20 protein-coding genes, 2 tRNA genes, 1 other RNA gene and 1 pseudogene are annotated in these 16,714 nt (G+C 32.3%); 12 read left to right on the forward strand and 12 right to left on the reverse strand.

Going from position 1 to position 16,714, the window contains the following annotated elements; translation table 11 throughout:
• Window positions 1-5: 5 nt before the first annotated feature.
• On the reverse strand, window positions 6-1,283 hold the full coding sequence (hisS, locus tag CM19_RS08820) for a histidine--tRNA ligase (RefSeq protein ID WP_048100091.1): 1,278 nt from the start codon (window positions 1,281-1,283) through the stop codon (window positions 6-8).
• Between the two features lies 1 nt (window position 1,284).
• Window positions 1,285-1,674 carry a hypothetical protein gene (locus tag CM19_RS08825; RefSeq protein ID WP_048100092.1) on the reverse strand — a complete coding sequence of 130 codons (390 nt, stop codon included), beginning with the start codon at window positions 1,672-1,674 and terminating at the stop codon, window positions 1,285-1,287.
• Between the two features lie 61 nt (window positions 1,675-1,735).
• Here CM19_RS08825 and CM19_RS08830 point away from each other — a divergent pair, with 61 nt between their 5' ends.
• Together CM19_RS08830 and thsB are read left to right on the forward strand one after the other, a co-directional pair.
• Complete coding sequence (locus CM19_RS08830) at window positions 1,736-2,263, forward strand: TFIIB-type zinc ribbon-containing protein (protein ID WP_048100093.1); 528 nt, start codon at window positions 1,736-1,738, stop codon at window positions 2,261-2,263.
• 916 nt (window positions 2,264-3,179) lie between these two features.
• The gene (thsB, locus tag CM19_RS08835) at window positions 3,180-4,838 is read left to right on the forward strand and encodes a thermosome subunit beta (protein ID WP_048100094.1); all 1,659 of its coding nucleotides are present in this window, start codon (window positions 3,180-3,182) and stop codon (window positions 4,836-4,838) included.
• Between the two features lie 2 nt (window positions 4,839-4,840).
• Here the strand turns inward: thsB and CM19_RS08840 are convergent, their stop codons facing one another.
• The 5 genes from CM19_RS08840 to fbp are packed head-to-tail and all read right to left on the reverse strand — an operon-like array spanning window position 4,841 to window position 8,479.
• A complete protein-coding gene (locus CM19_RS08840; RefSeq protein WP_048100095.1) occupies window positions 4,841-6,433 on the reverse strand; it encodes a DNA-translocating ATPase CedD in 1,593 nt (530 codons plus the stop codon).
• Window positions 6,434-6,463: 30 nt separating this feature from the next.
• On the reverse strand, window positions 6,464-6,835 hold the full coding sequence (locus CM19_RS08845; protein WP_048100096.1) for a hypothetical protein: 372 nt from the start codon (window positions 6,833-6,835) through the stop codon (window positions 6,464-6,466).
• Between the two features lies 1 nt (window position 6,836).
• Window positions 6,837-7,076 (reverse strand): Urm1-like protein, encoded by a 240-nt coding sequence (gene urm1 / locus CM19_RS08850; RefSeq protein WP_048100097.1) that lies wholly within the window; start codon window positions 7,074-7,076, stop codon window positions 6,837-6,839.
• Window positions 7,073-7,297 carry a 30S ribosomal protein S17e gene (locus tag CM19_RS08855; protein ID WP_048100098.1) on the reverse strand — a complete coding sequence of 75 codons (225 nt, stop codon included), beginning with the start codon at window positions 7,295-7,297 and terminating at the stop codon, window positions 7,073-7,075. The genes urm1 and CM19_RS08855 overlap by 4 nt, the downstream gene beginning before the upstream one ends.
• A 30-nt stretch (window positions 7,298-7,327) precedes the next feature.
• Window positions 7,328-8,479 (reverse strand): fructose-1,6-bisphosphate aldolase/phosphatase, encoded by a 1,152-nt coding sequence (fbp, locus tag CM19_RS08860; protein ID WP_048100099.1) that lies wholly within the window; start codon window positions 8,477-8,479, stop codon window positions 7,328-7,330.
• A 124-nt stretch (window positions 8,480-8,603) separates the two neighbouring features.
• On the opposite strand from fbp, the gene CM19_RS13325 reads away from it, so the two are divergent.
• Complete coding sequence (locus CM19_RS13325) at window positions 8,604-8,750, forward strand: hypothetical protein (protein ID WP_160164878.1); 147 nt, start codon at window positions 8,604-8,606, stop codon at window positions 8,748-8,750.
• Window positions 8,751-8,803: 53 nt separating this feature from the next.
• Window positions 8,804-10,603, forward strand: a complete 1,800-nt coding sequence (locus CM19_RS08865; RefSeq protein ID WP_048100100.1) for a ribosome biogenesis/translation initiation ATPase RLI — start codon at window positions 8,804-8,806, stop codon at window positions 10,601-10,603.
• A 326-nt stretch (window positions 10,604-10,929) separates the two neighbouring features.
• Here CM19_RS08865 and CM19_RS08870 read toward each other — a convergent pair.
• A tRNA-Arg gene (locus CM19_RS08870) sits at window positions 10,930-11,004 on the reverse strand.
• 34 nt (window positions 11,005-11,038) lie between these two features.
• Here CM19_RS08870 and rpiA point away from each other — a divergent pair.
• The 8 genes and pseudogenes from rpiA to rnpB all read left to right on the forward strand — a co-directional run bounded on the left by rpiA (window position 11,039) and on the right by rnpB (window position 14,312).
• On the forward strand, window positions 11,039-11,743 hold the full coding sequence (gene rpiA, locus CM19_RS08875) for a ribose 5-phosphate isomerase A (RefSeq protein ID WP_048100101.1): 705 nt from the start codon (window positions 11,039-11,041) through the stop codon (window positions 11,741-11,743).
• Window positions 11,697-12,050 (forward strand): hypothetical protein, encoded by a 354-nt coding sequence (locus CM19_RS08880; RefSeq protein ID WP_052349512.1) that lies wholly within the window; start codon window positions 11,697-11,699, stop codon window positions 12,048-12,050. Before rpiA ends, CM19_RS08880 begins: the two co-directional genes overlap by 47 nt.
• Window positions 12,047-12,196 (forward strand): hypothetical protein, encoded by a 150-nt coding sequence (locus tag CM19_RS13110; RefSeq protein WP_160164879.1) that lies wholly within the window; start codon window positions 12,047-12,049, stop codon window positions 12,194-12,196. Before CM19_RS08880 ends, CM19_RS13110 begins: the two co-directional genes overlap by 4 nt.
• Window positions 12,197-12,201: 5 nt before the next feature.
• Window positions 12,202-12,552, forward strand: a complete 351-nt coding sequence (locus CM19_RS08885) for a transcription elongation factor (protein WP_048100102.1) — start codon at window positions 12,202-12,204, stop codon at window positions 12,550-12,552.
• Window positions 12,509-13,252, forward strand: coding sequence for a phosphoglycerol geranylgeranyltransferase (locus tag CM19_RS08890; RefSeq protein ID WP_048100103.1), 744 nt, complete (start codon window positions 12,509-12,511; stop codon window positions 13,250-13,252). The genes CM19_RS08885 and CM19_RS08890 overlap by 44 nt, the downstream gene beginning before the upstream one ends.
• A 12-nt stretch (window positions 13,253-13,264) precedes the next feature.
• Window positions 13,265-13,441 carry a preprotein translocase subunit Sec61beta gene (locus tag CM19_RS08895; protein ID WP_048100104.1) on the forward strand — a complete coding sequence of 59 codons (177 nt, stop codon included), beginning with the start codon at window positions 13,265-13,267 and terminating at the stop codon, window positions 13,439-13,441.
• An 11-nt stretch (window positions 13,442-13,452) separates the two neighbouring features.
• Window positions 13,453-13,986: pseudogene (locus tag CM19_RS08900) on the forward strand (CBS domain-containing protein); the annotation flags it as partial.
• Window positions 13,987-14,012: 26 nt separating this feature from the next.
• Window positions 14,013-14,312: RNase P RNA component (gene rnpB / locus CM19_RS12595), an RNA gene on the forward strand.
• On the opposite strand, the gene CM19_RS08905 is transcribed toward rnpB, so the two are convergent.
• The 4 genes from CM19_RS08905 to CM19_RS08920 all read right to left on the reverse strand — a co-directional run bounded on the left by CM19_RS08905 (window position 14,298) and on the right by CM19_RS08920 (window position 16,707).
• On the reverse strand, window positions 14,298-14,816 hold the full coding sequence (locus CM19_RS08905) for a DUF367 family protein (RefSeq protein ID WP_081801255.1): 519 nt from the start codon (window positions 14,814-14,816) through the stop codon (window positions 14,298-14,300). The two genes, rnpB and CM19_RS08905, sit on opposite strands and share 15 nt — an antisense overlap.
• A gap of 48 nt (window positions 14,817-14,864) precedes the next feature.
• Complete coding sequence (locus tag CM19_RS08910) at window positions 14,865-16,118, reverse strand: tRNA(Ile)(2)-agmatinylcytidine synthase (protein WP_048100106.1); 1,254 nt, start codon at window positions 16,116-16,118, stop codon at window positions 14,865-14,867.
• Window positions 16,115-16,393 (reverse strand): Lrp/AsnC family transcriptional regulator, encoded by a 279-nt coding sequence (locus CM19_RS08915; RefSeq protein WP_048100107.1) that lies wholly within the window; start codon window positions 16,391-16,393, stop codon window positions 16,115-16,117. The genes CM19_RS08910 and CM19_RS08915 overlap by 4 nt, the downstream gene beginning before the upstream one ends.
• A gap of 240 nt (window positions 16,394-16,633) precedes the next feature.
• A tRNA-Ala gene (locus CM19_RS08920) sits at window positions 16,634-16,707 on the reverse strand.
• Window positions 16,708-16,714 lie beyond the last annotated feature (7 nt).

Genomic DNA, 16,714 nt, shown 5'->3' on the forward strand with positions numbered 1-16,714 from the left:
TGTAGTTAACTTAGTGTAAGTTTAAGAAAATTTATTAGCTCTCTTCTCTCAATAACTTGCTGGGCTTTTCCTCCTAAATCCTTTATTGTTACACTACCGTTTTCTTGTTCCTTCTTACCTATAATCAAAAGGTATTTATAACCTTGCTCAGCATAAAATGGTATAAGTTTAGTTAAAGAGATATCTTTTGTATTAATAGTTACATAGAAATTATTTTCCCTCAATTCTTCTACTATATTTAGACCATAAGGTATTACATCTCTATCTAGAAAAATAATTACAATCTTATTTATATCAGATTTAATATTTTTATCAGTTAAAGCAGCTAATGTTCTTTCTATACCTATTGCGAATCCTATAGCTGGTGTGTACGGACCCCCGTATAACTCCACAAGACTATCATATCTTCCCCCACCTGCTATACTAAAGGGTAAATTAGGTTTTTCAACTTCGAATATTATCCCTGTATAATATGCTAACCCTCTAACAAAACCAAGATTTATTGTATAATTCACATTCATTTTATTCATGATGGAAGCCAAATCTTTAAGTCTGTCAAACTCTTCTTGTAAACCTGGAATTTTTATTCCTTCTACCTCATTATATACATTAGCTACATTATTTATATCTACGTCATTATAATTTAAAATAAGTCTAATATATTCTAAGATCTTACTATCAGCCCTTATGCTATAAAGAGCATCATCAACTTTTCCTTTATCTATTAAATGTAATATATGTTCTTGTTCTTCATCATTCACACCTATATACTTAAATATTTTTCTATAAATGCCAATATTATTAATCTTAATTCTTATATTAGTTAAATTAATTTTCTTATAAAATTCTAATAAAAGTTGAATTATATCTATGTCGCCTAAGATCGAATCGTCACCAAGCATTTCTACGCCGGCTTGTCTAAATTCTCTAAATCTTCCATATTGTGGCTCATCGTATCTATAAACTGGTCCATAATAATATAGTCTCATAGGTTTTGGAAAATGCTGAAGCGAATTAAGGTATAACCTAACTATACTTGGAGTTATTTCTGGCCTTAAGGCTACTTCTCTTCCTCCTTTATCCATGAATACGTACATTGTTTTTCTAAGCTCCTCTCCACCTTTTAGAGAAAAGAGCTCAAACTGTTCAATTAATGGTGTAATAGCTTCAGTATATCCAGCCTTTTCCGCTACTTCAATGAAACTATTAATAATATATTCTATTTCGTATGCCTCCTTTCCAAAATAGTCCTTAGTACCCCTTAAAGGTTCATATGATATCATATTAGACCTTAGCTAGTGATAAAGAACTTATAGAATAATAAGTTATATCTCCATATTTATCAACTATTGCCAAAAACACATCTAGAGAGAGAGATTTAGCCATATTAAGAAATTTAAATATTTCATCCAAAATAATAGGTTGATTTTCCATGTATATAAATACTATAGATTTTACTTTACCAGAGGAATCCAATATTTCTAATACTTTACTCATTTTTGATTTTCTAACTCTTTTACCCTTATTTTTAAGGTCAAAATAGACAACTATTTCGTCCCAAATATTCTTATCCGTTTTATAGTATTTTATCAATTTATCTATTAGCTGAGATGTTATATTTCCATCTTTTAATTTTTCAATAATATAACTAAACTCATTTTCATTTTCGGTCATACCTCTCCAACTTCCTTTGATATAATCACGTTAAAAATAGATCTTAAGTTTAGCTAATACTATGAAATGCCCTTATTGTAGTTCACAGAATTTAATATGGGATGAGAAAAATGGAGAGATAGTATGTACGAATTGTGGAACTGTTATAGATAAAATTTATAAAAATTATGATTTTAATGATACTGAAACACAAATTATAGATTATTCATATTTTAGGTTAAATGATGAAGCCAAAATAATCGATTTTATTGCTATAATGAAAAAGAAAAATAAAAAAGATATAAAGATATCTTCTGAGACGACACAGAAATACATTAGTATTGATAGTCTACTTGCATTAGAACTTCTAAAAATGGATTCGAATGTAAATAAAATATACACAATATTAAATAATTCAGGATTATTCAGCGGGAGAAAGATAAAAATGAGAGTAGCAATTTCCTTTTATTTGGCAGGATATAGAAGGAATAAATTAGATTCGATTTTAGAAAAACTAAATATAAATCATAAATATTTAAAGAAAGTAATATATAAATTACCCAAGGAAATCAGAATAGATATACAGAGAGTTATTAGTAAGGCTAACTAGTATGACCACACAGATATTTAGAATTTTTAAATTATAATTATTAAAAACGTTACTAAAAAGATTTTGTTTAGCTATATCAAGGACATCTATAAAGGCTGAGAAATCATAACAGTGTAATGTTAAATGATATTAAACCCGAGAATGTATTAAATATCTTTCTCCATGATCGCGGCCAAAGGAATGGATTTAATTACTAGCTAATACCATGTTACATATTACACTAATTGATATAATTTACTTTATCTTGAATTTATACTAAATATGAATTTAATAACCTACCAGGAAGTCATAATACATCTCCTAGTCCCTCATACTAGTGCTATTTTATTCCATCTCCTTAATGGATATATTTGATAACACTAGATTATTCGATGAAATATTTCCATGCTTAAGCTTCAATTATATCACTTACAAAGTCAAAATACAAGGCACTACATAAATTAGGTATTAGCAAATTATCTTATTTTTATGAAGGTCGGGCAAGAGGTATGTTAACAAGAGGGACTAGAGAAAGTATAACGAGTTCCTATTGGGAGAGAAAAGTTCTCCTTAAGCTTAATAAAGCAAGAAAGTAAAAGAAGTAGAGATGAAGGTTAGTATGGAGTATAAGTATCTAAATCCTTCATTTTATTTCTAACAAATGTAAACGCCCTCTTTCATTTACATACATATGCGAGAAGTAAGGAAACATGCAGATATCGCGGAAGCATTAATACACCTTATTTGAAGCAGTATAAGATCAGAAAACGAAATAACTTGAGGAAGTAAACCTAATGAGACCGTAATATTAGTATTGAAGCCTATTGATAAAAGTAAAAGAGAGCATAAATGAAGGTAAATTTGTTCTACAGAACAAGTTAAGAGAAAGATTTTTATATAAGCACTTTCTAAGACATTGTGAAAAGGTGGTTTATGTATGTCTTCAACCGCAACTGTTGCAACAACTCCTGAGGGAATACCTGTAATAATTCTAAAAGAAGGATCAAGTAGAACCTATGGAAAGGAAGCCGTAAGAGTTAATATAGCAGCTGTAAAGGCAGTGGAAGAGGCTCTGAAGAGCACTTATGGACCTAGAGGAATGGATAAGATGTTAGTTGATAGTCTAGGAGATATTACAATCACTAATGACGGAGCTACTATACTTGATAAAATGGATCTACAGCACCCATCAGCTAAACTACTTGTTCAAATAGCTAAAGGTCAAGATGAAGAAACCGCAGATGGAACAAAGACTGCTGTAATATTAGCTGGAGAACTAGTTAGAAAAGCTGAAGATCTCCTCTATAAGGAAATTCATCCAACAATAATAGTTAGCGGATATAAGAAAGCTGAAGAGGTTGCCATTCAGACTATTCAGGAACTTGCAGAGAAGATAACAATTAATGACATTGATCTTTTAAAGAAAGTTGCAATAACTTCATTGAGTAGTAAAGCTGTAGCTGGATCAAGAGATTTTATCGCGGATATAGTTGTTAAATCTGTAACTCAAGTAGCGGAGCTTAGAGGAGATAAATGGTACGTTGATCTAGATAATATACAAATAGTTAAAAAAGCCGGAGGAGGAATTAATGATACACAAATAGTGTATGGAATAATTGTTGATAAGGAAGTTGTACATCCTGGAATGCCTAAGAGAATAGAAAACGCAAAGATAGCGTTAATTGATGCATCACTTGAAGTCGAGAAACCAGAGTTAGATGCCGAGATAAGGATTAACGATCCTAAACAAATGCAGAAGTTCTTAGAGGAAGAAGAGAACATTATTAAGGAAAAAGTTGATAAAATAGTAAATACTGGAGCAAATGTCATAATTTGCCAGAAAGGAATTGATGAGGTAGCTCAATCCTATCTAGCTAAGAAAGGAATACTAGCAGTTAGGAGAGCAAAGAAGAGCGACTTAGAAAAACTTGCAAGAGCTACAGGAGGAAGAGTAATTTCTGATATAGACGAGCTAACGCCACAAGATTTGGGCTATGCCGCTCTTGTAGAGGAAAGAAAGGTTGGCGAAGATAAGATGGTATTCGTTGAAGGGGCTAAGAATCCTAAAGCAGTAAGCATATTAATTAGAGGAGGTCTAGAAAGAGTAGTCGATGAGACAGAAAGAGCAATAAAGGATGCTCTTGGAACAGTAGCAGATGTTGTTAAGGATGGTAAAGCAGTAGCTGGAGGAGGAGCAATAGAAATTGAGATTGCAAAGAGGTTAAAGAGATACGCTCCTCAAGTAGGAGGAAAAGAACAACTGGCAATAGAAGCCTATGCTAATGCCGTAGAAGCTTTGGTCACTATTCTTATAGAGAACGCTGGTCTAGATCCAATTGATTTACTGGTTAAATTAAGGAGTGCACATGAAAATGAAAGTAATAAGTGGATTGGAATAGATCTATATGCAGGGCAGCCAGTTAATATGTGGGAAAAGGGTGTTGTTGATCCAGCCGTAGTTAAGACAAATGCAGTAAAGGCAGCAACAGAAGCAGCTACGCTAGTATTAAGAATTGATGATCTAGTAGCAGCAAGCAAGAAGACTGGTGGTCCCTCCAGTAAAGGAGGAGAAAAGAAGCCCTCTGAAGAAGATTAAATCTAGAAAGTTTTTTTAATTTTAACTACTATTGGATTTTTGATATTTGGTGCTGACAATATAGCTTCACCTATATCGAGTTTATCTATGAAGTTTACCATAGAGGGAGGTAAGGATAGTGAGTCTGATATTACTCGCTTATCAATGTCGGCCTTGAGGCTGTGAATTATCTTTATGTTTGTGTTCTTAAGAATTTCAGCAGATATTGATGATGGAGACTGTGACACTATACATAATCCAACGCCAAACTTCCTAACCTCAGAGATAATTCTATTTATAAAGTCATTGTATTCAGTAAAATAATTATGGGCCTCTTCAATAACTATTAATATTTTTTTATCAGACTTACCCCTAAAATATATATCTGTTAATATTTTCAGGATAAATAGTCCATATAATCTTCTTAATCGTATATTATGTAAAAAGCTTAAATCAATAATATATTTTCCTGATTCTAAAATTTTTTCTATATCATCTTCTTCATTAGAAAAAACAAGTTTTCCCTGTCTAGATGTCAATAAAAGTAGTTTTCTTGCTAGAGCATACTTTACTTCTCTAGACCAGTTACTCCCCTCATCCAATTGATTTAACGTGTCAATTACTGTACTTAAAGTGAATGGTCTTCCCTTTAATTTTAGTAAAAGTAGATGCAACATAAATCTCTGAGGATCTGTGAGTTGCAAGACATCTCCAATAATATCAACGATATCTTCTATGCCATACGATTGACTAAGTATATTTATCTTAATTATATTTTGTCTATCAAAAACAATAAAATCATTTAACAAATTCTTAAACTCTCCATGCCAATCTAATATTACGACGTTAAATCCGATCTCCGCTAATTTCTTTGACAATAATGCAGCTGTATTAGATTTTCCGCTTCCAGTACTACCAAATATCCCTATATGTCTTACAACATCACTACTTCTGATACCTATTGGAGAGCTTATCATCTTTCCGTTAGTTATATCCCCTATTTCAACGTCATAATCTACAGTAGAGTCCTCGGATTTAGGAACGTCATATACTTTATCAAACACCCTGGCATAGCTGATATTCCCAAAAATCTGTGGTATAGGAATAGCTAAATTTGAAGACGGAGTTGGAACAAGACTTATGTGAGGAGAAACTGCCTTTGCTATAATACTCACGCTCTCAAATTCTCGCATAATATCATCCTCACAATTTTCACATTTTTTAAAAAGGATTAGTGATGAAGACTTCCTTTTGTTAGAAATGGATGTAATAACAACATATTCTAGATCTATTTCCTTTCTAGAAATGGCGTCAAGTAATGCATCTAATTCTTTCTGTAAATTAGCTGTTCCATCTAATTCTTGTTTTCCAATTATTTTGCAAGTTATTCCATATATACTTTGATTTCCAATATTAACTCTAAATATTTGATTTTTTAGAAAAATATTAATACTAAGTTTCTTTTTTGATATGAAAAAATATAGAACGATTATCGATAAAATCATAGGTAATGCGAAAAGAACTAAAACAAATAGTTCGACTTTGAAGAATTGATCTAAAATTATAAGACTTCCCAAAATAAATAGAATAGCTGGTCCTATCTTATCTCTATTCATGTGATGAAATATACTTTAATTATAAAGTCTCTAGACTGAAGCTAATGCATTAGCCGTAAGGACAAGTCTCTCATTATCATTTTGAATCCTTACTTTTCCCATTTCCCTATCGCACAAACAACATTTCACAATATATGATGTTTTATTTGAAACTAATTCTGTTTTTCTTAATGCTTCACTTACTTGGTCCGTTCCTAATATTAAGGTCAGAAATAAAATTGTTGGAGATCTTATTTTTCTATTTGATCTACTAAAATTTTTAAAAAATAAAAAGCAGGCTTGACGTAATATAACTTCTGTTGGTTTGAATCCTACAGCTTGTGTAACACACTTACCATCAAACAATAAGCTAGATTTTAACGAGTCTTTCCATATAGTTTCACTGATCTCTACATAAACCAATCTAACCACCGTGATTTATTGGCACTACGTATATAACATCTCCATCAGAAACTTTGCTTTTAATTCTAAGATCTACACCATTTATCAAGATTATATACCCTGGCTTTATCTTCCCATTCTGTAGAATTATCCCTTTTCTATCTACCTTAGAAATAATATCTATTATATCACTACCATCTACATCCTTTTCTTTAAAACCTAACTGATTAGATAGTGGACCTAAAAGTATAATTTTTTTCACTCCTCTTCAACAACCTCAGGAGTTTCCTTTGCAGTTCTAGCCATTTTCGTATATCTAGTAAGGTAGCCTGCAATTCTATTCTTTACCTTCTTAGAGTTCGCATCGATATAAGTGTCTACTATTTTCTTATTTACAGCAAAATCCGTACTTACTTCATCCTTATGTTGTTCATAAATCTGTACAACAATTCTCTTAATATCCTTAGTATATATATTGCCCATATTCTCCTCACCTTATCTTAGAATAAAAAACTAATCCATTTCTGAACTTTCTTTTTGATATATGCTTTGCTTTGCCTTTACCATACCTTCTTCCTTCTTAAATCTAGGTTTTAGTTTTTCTAGAACTAATGGAAGCGTAGTATATTCCATCTCTGTCGGTTCTAATCTATGAGGCATAAATGGCCCATGTCTTCTCATGTAGTCTGCTATCTGCGATGCTAATCTTCTTGTCTCATCGAATGCTGGATCGTCAAATAAATCTGAAGGACCTGCTAGTTTACCGTTCTTTACATTAAATCCTAGCCCAATCAATCTAGGAGGACCATCAAATCGTGTTGCCCTAGCGTCTCTCTGAGATACTGGCATGAGCGGACCATAATGGCTTCCTCTCATCCAACCAGGAACTAGATAAGGAAATGAGAAAGCTTCCAATGTTTCTCCTAGAGCAGGAAAACCGTGTTGTACTCTAACTATTAATACAGGGTCATCTTTACCTACGTACTTACCGGCTATCAGATTAAGCCTCTCAATCGAAGTTACAGTACCAATATTTCCATCCGCTTTTCTATATATTCTTCTTATAACATATCTTGACGGAGTACCTATTAGCGCTAATATATCATAGATTTCTTCTGGAGCATTAAGAGTAACAGACTCTCCTTCATATACATCTAAAATTTCCAGTTTAAATCCTTCATGCATTGTAGGGTCTATTACTAGCCCTGGAGTGTTAAACGGATCTACAAACATCTTATATTGAGGGAAATTGAAAGCTCCAGGTTCTGTCTTATCAGCCATATACACTACAAAGGGTTCGGATGGCCTTTCCTCAATTTCCATTTCAGCTATCCCTGGTCCCATGCCCTTTAAATTCCCAGAAAAGGTATCTGAAAGAAGATCCTGACCTGCCGCATAAAGACCCAATTCCTTCGATACCTTAGTAGCTTCTTTAAATGCTTCCCATGCTGTTCCATGAACTTTTTCATCTAATTCTCCTCGTGTGTGTGTCATGATTAGCTCCATATCATCGCCAACATTCGTAATATAATAGTCGATTATTATTCCATCTTTTTTTGCTTGAGCCAAAACCTTATTAGCTGCTGCCATCGTATCTGGATGAACTACGTGATGACCTGCAATACTTCCTATATCAGCTTTTATCACACTAATTGTTGTTTTCATGTAGAATTCTCTGTAATGGTGTCTTATTAAACCTTTACTTTCTATGTTTACGAAAGCTCGTTTATACAAAAGGTTTTCTCTATATCAATAAGGGATTTTAGCGTAATTTATTAGCGTATAACCCATGAACTATATATTAGAAAAAAATAAGAACCTTTCAAATAAGAAGTCTGCGGTGTATACGATGTTTGAGGAAGATTGGGAAGAAGATCTAGAGGAGGAAGATTGGGAAGAAGATGTTGAAGAAGATTGGGAAGAAGATGAGTGGTAAGATATTTTAAATTTTTATATATTTTATTTTATTAAGGTATTAAGGTGAGTAATATGCGAGTAGCTGTAATGAATTATGACTTTTGTAAACCAGATAAATGCGGATTAGAGTGTATAAGATTTTGCCCAATAAATAGATCTGGAAGCAAAGCCATAGAGATTTCAGATAAGGTTAGCGGAAAACCAATAATCTATGAAGAAACATGTATAGGGTGCGGAATATGTATAAAGAAATGTCCATTTGATGCAATTTCTATAGTTAATCTCCCTGATAAGTTTGGAATAGAGCTAGTACATAGATATAGAATAAATGGGTTTGAACTTTTTGGATTACCATTACTTAAGCAAAATACTATTGTAGGTATATTAGGGAAAAACGGGACTGGAAAAACAACTATTCTAAAGATTCTAAGTGGAGAGCTCATACCTAATTTTGGTAATCTTGACACAAAACCTCAAGTAGACGATGTTTTAGCTAAGTTTAAAGGGAAAGAGATTTATGATTATTTCTTCAATTTATATAATAAAAAAATAAAAATTATACATAAAATCCAATATGTGGAATATGCAACTAGATTTCTAAAAGGATATGTTGGCGATTTATTAAGTAAAGTAGATGAAATAGGAAAATTAGATGAAATAAAAGATTTACTTTATTTGGGAAATATATGGGGAAAATCCGTTCAGACGCTCAGTGGAGGAGAGCTACAAAAATTTTTGGTTGCTGCTGCCCTATTAAGAGATGGTGATGTATACTTTTTTGATGAACCGTCATCTTATTTGGATATTAGAGAAAGAATAAATGTTGCCAAGGCAATTAGAGAATTGACAAAGGGAAAATATGTAGCGATAGTAGATCATGATCTAGTCGTAGTTGATTTTCTAACTGATCTTGTTTCCATTATGTATGGAGAAGGAGGTGTATATGGTAAAGTATCTAAAACATATTCTTCTAGAGTTGGCATTAATAATTTCCTTAACGGATTTTTACCAGCAGAAAATATTAAATTTAGAGAAAGTAACATAAAATTTAATATAAGGGAACTTAGTGATCTTGATCTCGCAAAAAATGTAAATACTAGAGTGAGATGGTCAAAAATAGTAAAAGATCTTGAAGGATTTAAGCTTATCGTAGAAGAAGGAGAGGCTAGGGAAGGGGAAGTTATAGGAATTTTGGGGCAAAATGGAATAGGTAAAACCACATTTGCAAGGATTTTAGTTAATGAGATAAAACCTGAATATGGAGAAATTTCTCCTCCAGGATTAACACTCTCATATAAGCCTCAAAAACTAGTTGCGGATTATGACATAAACGTACAAGAATTCTTGGAGAACTTCAGAAAGGATATCCTTTCTACATCCTCATGGTTTTTTGAAGAAGTAATAAGGAAACTAGGAATTCACAGGTTCTTAGAAAGTAAAGTAAAGGAATTAAGCGGAGGAGAATTACAGAAGGTTTACGTGGCTGCCTCTCTATCGAGAGAAGCGGATATTTACGTTTTAGATGAACCTTCTTCTTATTTAGATATAGAAGAAAGATATGTAGTAAGTAAAGCAATCAAAAGAATAACGAGAGAGAGGAAAAGCGTTACATTTCTGATTGATCATGATTTAGCAATTCATGACTATATCTCTGATAGAATAATGGTATTTACTGGGAAACCTGGAATTGAAGGAATAGGAAATGCTCCAACAACCTTGAAAAGAGGTATGAATGAATTTCTTAAGGTTGTTGGAATTACTTTTAGGAGAGATTCCGATTCAGGTAGACCACGAGTCAATAAATTAGATAGCTTCCTTGATAGAATACAAAAACAAAAAAATGAATACTATTCTATGGAATATCTAGATTAACGCTATAAAAATTATATAGAATGTTTGATTATTATTTATAAAATTTTATTATATTAATTTTTAATATTAAACTAAAGATCTAAATCAAACTTGCCACAGTACTTTTAAGTGTATTTAATAACCTATATTATACCATGTAATTTAACTAAAAATAAAATTATATTATAATTATAATGAATATATTGTAAAACAAGAAAATATCAATATTATATCTATAAATTTAAAATAGTATTGAAAGGATGGGGTAAATTTTTACTAATCTTTTAGATGATATCATTAGCACTTAAATTAAATTGAAATAAAATACAAGCGTGATTTATTTGATGCGGACCCGCCGGGATTCGAACCCGGGACCTCTAGCTCCGGAGGCTAGCGCTCTATCCTGGCTGAGCTACGGGTCCAATGATTAATAAGCTGGAACTTATATTCAAGTCTATGGCAGATCCTAAAGAAATTTTAGCAAATTTTGCTTTAAATTATATATATAAATACAATATTATAGGTTTAGGAACTGGTAAAACAATAAGAAAACTCATTGAAACTATATCCTTTGATAGTTTTTCAAATAAACTTTTTCTAACATCGTCTATTGATAGCGAGATCCTAATTTCACAGAAAGGATTAAATGTAATATCCTTATTCTCTGGACTATTACCTGATATTTATATTGATAGTTTTGATTCTTTATTGCACGACAATAAAAATAAAAATTTTATTATGATAAAGGGAGGAGGTGGAGCATTAACTAGGGAGAAAATACTCGCATATAATGCTAAGTTTAGAGTCTTTATAGGAGAGGAAACAAAAATGGTCAAAAATCCAAGATACGTATCAGTACCTATAGAGGTAGTTAGTCCAGCAGTCAGTTATGTTATTAAGAAAATGGAGCTCTTTGGAATAAGAGTAAGGATAAGAGATGGGAATGGAAAAATAGGTCCAACAATCTCTGATAATGGAAATATAATATTGGATGCAGAAATAAGACCAGACGAGCTATACTCTTTCTCCGAGAAAATCAGGGAAATACCGGGTGTAATAGAGACAGGTATTTTTACATCAAATCTATATGATTTAATTATCTTAGGGTCAGATGATGGAAGAATCCAAATCATTGAAGAAGGTAAAGCTAGCAGTAGCTGAAAACAGAATAGTTAGGCTTACAGCTACAGATTCATTCTTTTCAATATATATCTATTTAGCTAAAGAGGGAGGAAGGCATAAAGATCATATCTTAGGCGAAAATTTTTGTGATTGTAAATATTTTGTTTTCCATAGTATATACTCAGCTACACCGTTAGAATGTTATCATCTTAGAGCATTAAAAACCACATTATCAGGAGAAAAAATAATTACAATTAATACATCATTTAAAAATATTACTGAAATTATAACTGATATATATGCATACGGAAAATCATTAAAACTACGAAAACTCATCACTACATGATGGTATCTATTCTAGAGCTTGTACTAATAGTAACTACAATTTCCTTAGTTATGGGAATTGTCTATGTATCTTTTACAGAGATATTTGTAACGGAACAAAATAAGAAACAGGTATTAGTCTCAAACAAGAAGAGAAAGAAGAGGTAAAAATTATGGGAGGTAAAAGGAAAAAAAGAACAAAAATAATTAGACCTAAACCTAAACTTCCTAAAACTTTTGAATGTCCTAAATGCGGGAAAATAGCGATAGATATAACTTTTAAAGATATTGATGAAAATGATGATAGTGGCAGAAAAATTAAACTAGCTAAAATAAAATGTGGGAATTGCGGTCTTTATGCTGAAATTGAAGTACCTAAAGTTTTTGATGAGGCTAATGCTTATGGAAAATTTATTGATGGATACTATAATGGAACGCTGGAAATAAAAGATACTCATGAAGAAGAAATCAATGATAGCAATGAAGATGAAAGGGAAGATAAACAGTTACATTCAGCAACTTAGCGAGAAAAAAACATTACATTTTTCTCTTATAGATCCTGATAAAGTTCCCGATTATAACTTTCTTGTATCTACCTCAAAAAAACTTTATGATGCAGGTACTTCTGCCTTTATGGTAGGAGGTACTTTAGGAGTATCCAAAGACAAACTCGACTCTATTTTAGACATATTACAAGACTATAGTATTCCAGTTATACTTTTTCCAAGTAATATAAATATAATTTCAGAAAAAGCAGACGCAATAATGTTTATGTCTCTCCTTAACTCTGACGATTTGTATTATGTAATTGGAGCTCAAGTAGTTGCTGCTCCCATTATAAAAAGACTTGGACTAGAAATATTGCCAACAGCATATATAATCGTTGGATTTGGAGGAACAGCAGGGCATGTAGGAAGAGCTAGGGTGATCCCATTTGATAATTCGGATTTAGCTGTGGCATATTCACTTGCTGCCGAATATCTAGGAATGAAATATGTTTATTTAGAAGCAGGTTCTGGATCACCTGAAACTGTAAGACCAGAAATGATTGCCGCTGTTAAAAAATCAACATCAACATTACTTATGGTAGGAGGAGGCATAAAATCCGCAGATAAGGCTAAGTTGCTTGCAAGTGCTGGAGCTAATATAATAGTTACAGGAAATTTAATAGAGAACGATATAGAAAGAGCGGTAAAATTAATAAAAGCTATAACTAATAATTAGTTAGGTGTAGCTATGCCGTCAAGCAAGAAAAAGAAAGAGGATGTACCTTTAGTTTCTATGGCTGGATTAATAAGATATTATGAGGAAGAAAATGAAAAGATTAAGATCTCGCCCAAGGCATTTATAATAGCTAGTATAGTCCTTATTGCTGTAGTTATAGCATTGTCAGCTCTAGTACCTCCACCTTGAAGGTTTAATAGATGCTAATAGATCGAGAAGAGATTAAAAGACTAAGAAGATTAGCAGGTATAACACAAGCTCAGCTAGCTAAACGTATAGGTGTTTCTCAATCTTTTATTGCAAAAATAGAGAGTGGAAGAATAGATCCGAAGTTATCTCTAGTAAGGAGAATCCTTGATGAACTTACTAGAGAAGTCCAAATAAGGAGTGAAGCTAAGGATATAATGCACTCACCTGTTATTACATCTACTATAAATGAAAGAATTGACTCAATCATATATAAAATGGAAAAAAATAATATATCACAAATTCCTGTAATTTCCTCTTCACAAAAAGCTATAGGTATAATCTATGATTATATTATATTAAGGAAATTATCACTAAATTCTAAATCCTCATTACTAGCAAAGGATGTAATTGCTCCTTTACCTCCTTTAGTAACAAAACAAAGTCCTATAAACGATATTATGAAACTTCTTTCTAGACATTCAGTTATATTAGTCATAAATAATAACCTAAGAATAGATGGAATTATAACCAGAAGCGATTTATTAGGTTATTTAGTAAACAAGAATAAGGGGAGCCCCGATAGGGGGCTACGGGATATCTGAGGAAACTCCAGCATCCTGGCTCTAGGGAATTCCACGAGGAATAGGGATAATATCCCTGGCAACCGCACAGAAAATCCCCTCTATGAACTCTATGAAGATGAATCTTAGGGTATGCTAGGTAACTGGCATAGCTGGAAGAAGAGATCATAGGGGGTTGAAATGCGGACCTCCCTGGATTAAGTAGGGAAATTAGTGAGCTAGAGCCCGAAATTTCCCTAGACGCTAAGCTAAATCCCCCACATACAGAAGCTGGGTTATTGTCGGGGCTCTCCCATAATTCTCTCTATTACTTCTCTTTCTACTTCTCTAATATCATTTTCATCCTTTCCAGAATATGTATCTAATAATTCTGAGTTTAATGATACAAAGGTTTCCATCCATTTATATAGAGCTAATAATTCTGCTGCGTCGTCTTTAAATCCTAAGATATAAAGCGCAGCAAAAACTGCTTCAATCGATGATAACATCATAGGTTTCGCATAGTTTACTGGATTTCCAGCAAGTAAGAATGGAAGTCTTCTACTATTTCTAAACATATGTTTCTCATAGAAATTGTTATCAGACTTATTCCAGGAAGAATCTATAATTGTTATTCCACCTTTTATTGCATTATTGATATCGTTTTTAGATATTATTTCTTTAGCATATGGGTTTAAAACTATACCTTTAGGTCTATTTGTAGAAATAGCTTTTTTAAATCGTAACATTTTTCTAGAAGTGCACTTCTTAGGATCATCATCATGAAATTCAATAACAAAGACCTTCACTCTCATCTAAGTTAATCCTCGTTAAAAGATCTAGCATACTAGATAAAAAAAGTACTATTTATTCTCCAACTGGAGGAAAATTGGTTTTGTTAAATGTCTATAATATCTTGCTTGATATGTCCCAATAGATAATTCCCTGCTTTCTTCAATTATACTCTTCTTCTCATTAAATATAAAACCACATTTCTTGCATTTAAATCCTTTATTCTTTCCTCTCGATGTGGAAGAAGAGTTACATCTTGGGCATCTTGGATTCCTCTCAATATTTTTATTAGATAGTTTTAAAACTATGATTCTCTCTGCTTCTATTATTTTATTGAATTTAGCAGATGGTTTTATTCCACCTAACACTTCAATCTCGTCTCCGAATCTAAGTAATTTAGCTGCAGAATTTAACTCCCCAGTTTCCTTATATACCAGTATTCGTTGATTGTCAACAGTATTAATAATTACATCTCCACCTTTAATTATATTTATTTCTTTTACTATAACTTTATCATAGAACATCTGATAAATTCTATTCCCCTTTTTCGCATGTGAATCCGTTCCTTGATTTGTTTTAAAAATCAAAAAATCATAGAATTCCTCATTAATCCTGATTTTTTTCATACCTTCAAGTAAACTATCAACTCGTGTACCTCTAATTCCATAGAGTACTGGATCATTACCATGTGAAAGTATCAAAGGTTTTCCCTTTATATAATCCACATTACCGAATACGTAAGGAAAGTATTCCTCATCGAATTTAATTAAACTATCTAAATCTACTTCCCCCCTTGGCTTTTTCCAGTTTTCCATTTTTCTATATGTGAGAAGCTCATAAGTATACGGTTGTTCAAAGCCTAATGAGGCTAAAGAGCCAATAATTCCTCTGCTTCCCATATAGATAGCTTCTATGGATTTAGCGACTTTTATTGCTAAATCAATTGGTATTATATCATAAACTGCCTTAATATAGAAATTCTGAAGAACATCCATTTTTTGTAGAGCATTACAATCCTTAACTATCACTACTCCTGGTTTTCTTTTATATTCGAATCCATGAGAAATATTCTTTACATATTCAATAGATTTATCCCATATTAACTGTCCTAGTTCTTCTAAGTTCATATCTGCTTCTATGGTTAATGCAACTGCAGCATTTCCCTTTGTTTTCCAAGGTACATTAGGATTTAATCTTACAAGCCTCGGATACCCTATAATTTTAATTCCTTTTTTCTGCATAAAACGAATCAATTCTAAACCAAAGTGTGTCGTACAGCCTCCAAATGGAGAATCATGATCATCAATGCCTAAATGATAGATCATGCTTTCTCTTGGAGCTTACTCTCCATTATTATCATTGTTAAAGTAGACCTAACTTTAGGTATTTTCCTGATACTACTACTGATAAAATTTCTTAATGTTTCCATATCTGATGCCTCAACAACGGCTACAACATCGTAAACGCCATATACAATGAAGACCTGAGACACCTCTTTCATTTCTCTTAATCTATTATATACTTCCTCTTCTCCTCCTGCATCAGTGTTAACTAACACTATAGCAGAGACCGGTTTTCCAGAGGACTCATTTAAATTCAAGGTTATCAGATAGCTTAAATAAATGGAATATATAAGAGTTTTACTTCCCTGTAAATATCGTATAATTTCTTTATGTATAATACTTCTTGTAGAGATAAGTTATATGGTTTAGGCGATGTTTGAAAAATTCAGAAGTAAACCAATAATTAAAGTATATTTTAATAAAATATTTGAACTATGATATTATGAACTGTGTTAAGACTTTACCCTAATCTCCTTTGTATTCATAAATAATTCTAATGGACCGGCCGGGATTTGAACCCGGGACCTCCCGCATGCCAAGCGGGCACTCTTCCAGGCTGAGCTACCGGCCCAATAAAA

The sequence above is a fragment of the Candidatus Acidianus copahuensis genome (assembly GCF_000632495.1).
Taxonomy (GTDB): Archaea; Thermoproteota; Thermoprotei_A; order Sulfolobales; family Sulfolobaceae; genus Acidianus; species Acidianus copahuensis.

Excerpts from the sequence above, each read along its gene's own strand:
- hisS (WP_048100091.1), bottom strand. The coding sequence starts at position 1,283 with ATGATATCATATGAACCTTTAAGGGGTACTAAGGACTATTTTGGAAAG.
- CM19_RS08825 (WP_048100092.1), bottom strand. The coding sequence starts at position 1,674 with ATGACCGAAAATGAAAATGAGTTTAGTTATATTATTGAAAAATTAAAA.
- CM19_RS08830 (WP_048100093.1), top strand. The coding sequence starts at position 1,736 with ATGAAATGCCCTTATTGTAGTTCACAGAATTTAATATGGGATGAGAAA.
- thsB (WP_048100094.1), top strand. The coding sequence starts at position 3,180 with ATGTCTTCAACCGCAACTGTTGCAACAACTCCTGAGGGAATACCTGTA.
- CM19_RS08840 (WP_048100095.1), bottom strand. The coding sequence starts at position 6,433 with ATGAATAGAGATAAGATAGGACCAGCTATTCTATTTATTTTGGGAAGT.
- CM19_RS08855 (WP_048100098.1), bottom strand. The coding sequence starts at position 7,297 with ATGGGCAATATATATACTAAGGATATTAAGAGAATTGTTGTACAGATT.
- fbp (WP_048100099.1), bottom strand. The coding sequence starts at position 8,479 with ATGAAAACAACAATTAGTGTGATAAAAGCTGATATAGGAAGTATTGCA.
- CM19_RS13325 (WP_160164878.1), top strand. The coding sequence starts at position 8,604 with ATGAACTATATATTAGAAAAAAATAAGAACCTTTCAAATAAGAAGTCT.
- CM19_RS08865 (WP_048100100.1), top strand. The coding sequence starts at position 8,804 with ATGCGAGTAGCTGTAATGAATTATGACTTTTGTAAACCAGATAAATGC.
- rpiA (WP_048100101.1), top strand. The coding sequence starts at position 11,039 with ATGGCAGATCCTAAAGAAATTTTAGCAAATTTTGCTTTAAATTATATA.
- CM19_RS08880 (WP_052349512.1), top strand. The coding sequence starts at position 11,697 with ATGGAAGAATCCAAATCATTGAAGAAGGTAAAGCTAGCAGTAGCTGAA.
- CM19_RS13110 (WP_160164879.1), top strand. The coding sequence starts at position 12,047 with ATGATGGTATCTATTCTAGAGCTTGTACTAATAGTAACTACAATTTCC.
- CM19_RS08885 (WP_048100102.1), top strand. The coding sequence starts at position 12,202 with ATGGGAGGTAAAAGGAAAAAAAGAACAAAAATAATTAGACCTAAACCT.
- CM19_RS08890 (WP_048100103.1), top strand. The coding sequence starts at position 12,509 with ATGAAGATGAAAGGGAAGATAAACAGTTACATTCAGCAACTTAGCGAG.
- CM19_RS08895 (WP_048100104.1), top strand. The coding sequence starts at position 13,265 with ATGCCGTCAAGCAAGAAAAAGAAAGAGGATGTACCTTTAGTTTCTATG.
- CM19_RS08905 (WP_081801255.1), bottom strand. The coding sequence starts at position 14,816 with ATGAGAGTGAAGGTCTTTGTTATTGAATTTCATGATGATGATCCTAAG.
- CM19_RS08910 (WP_048100106.1), bottom strand. The coding sequence starts at position 16,118 with ATGATCTATCATTTAGGCATTGATGATCATGATTCTCCATTTGGAGGC.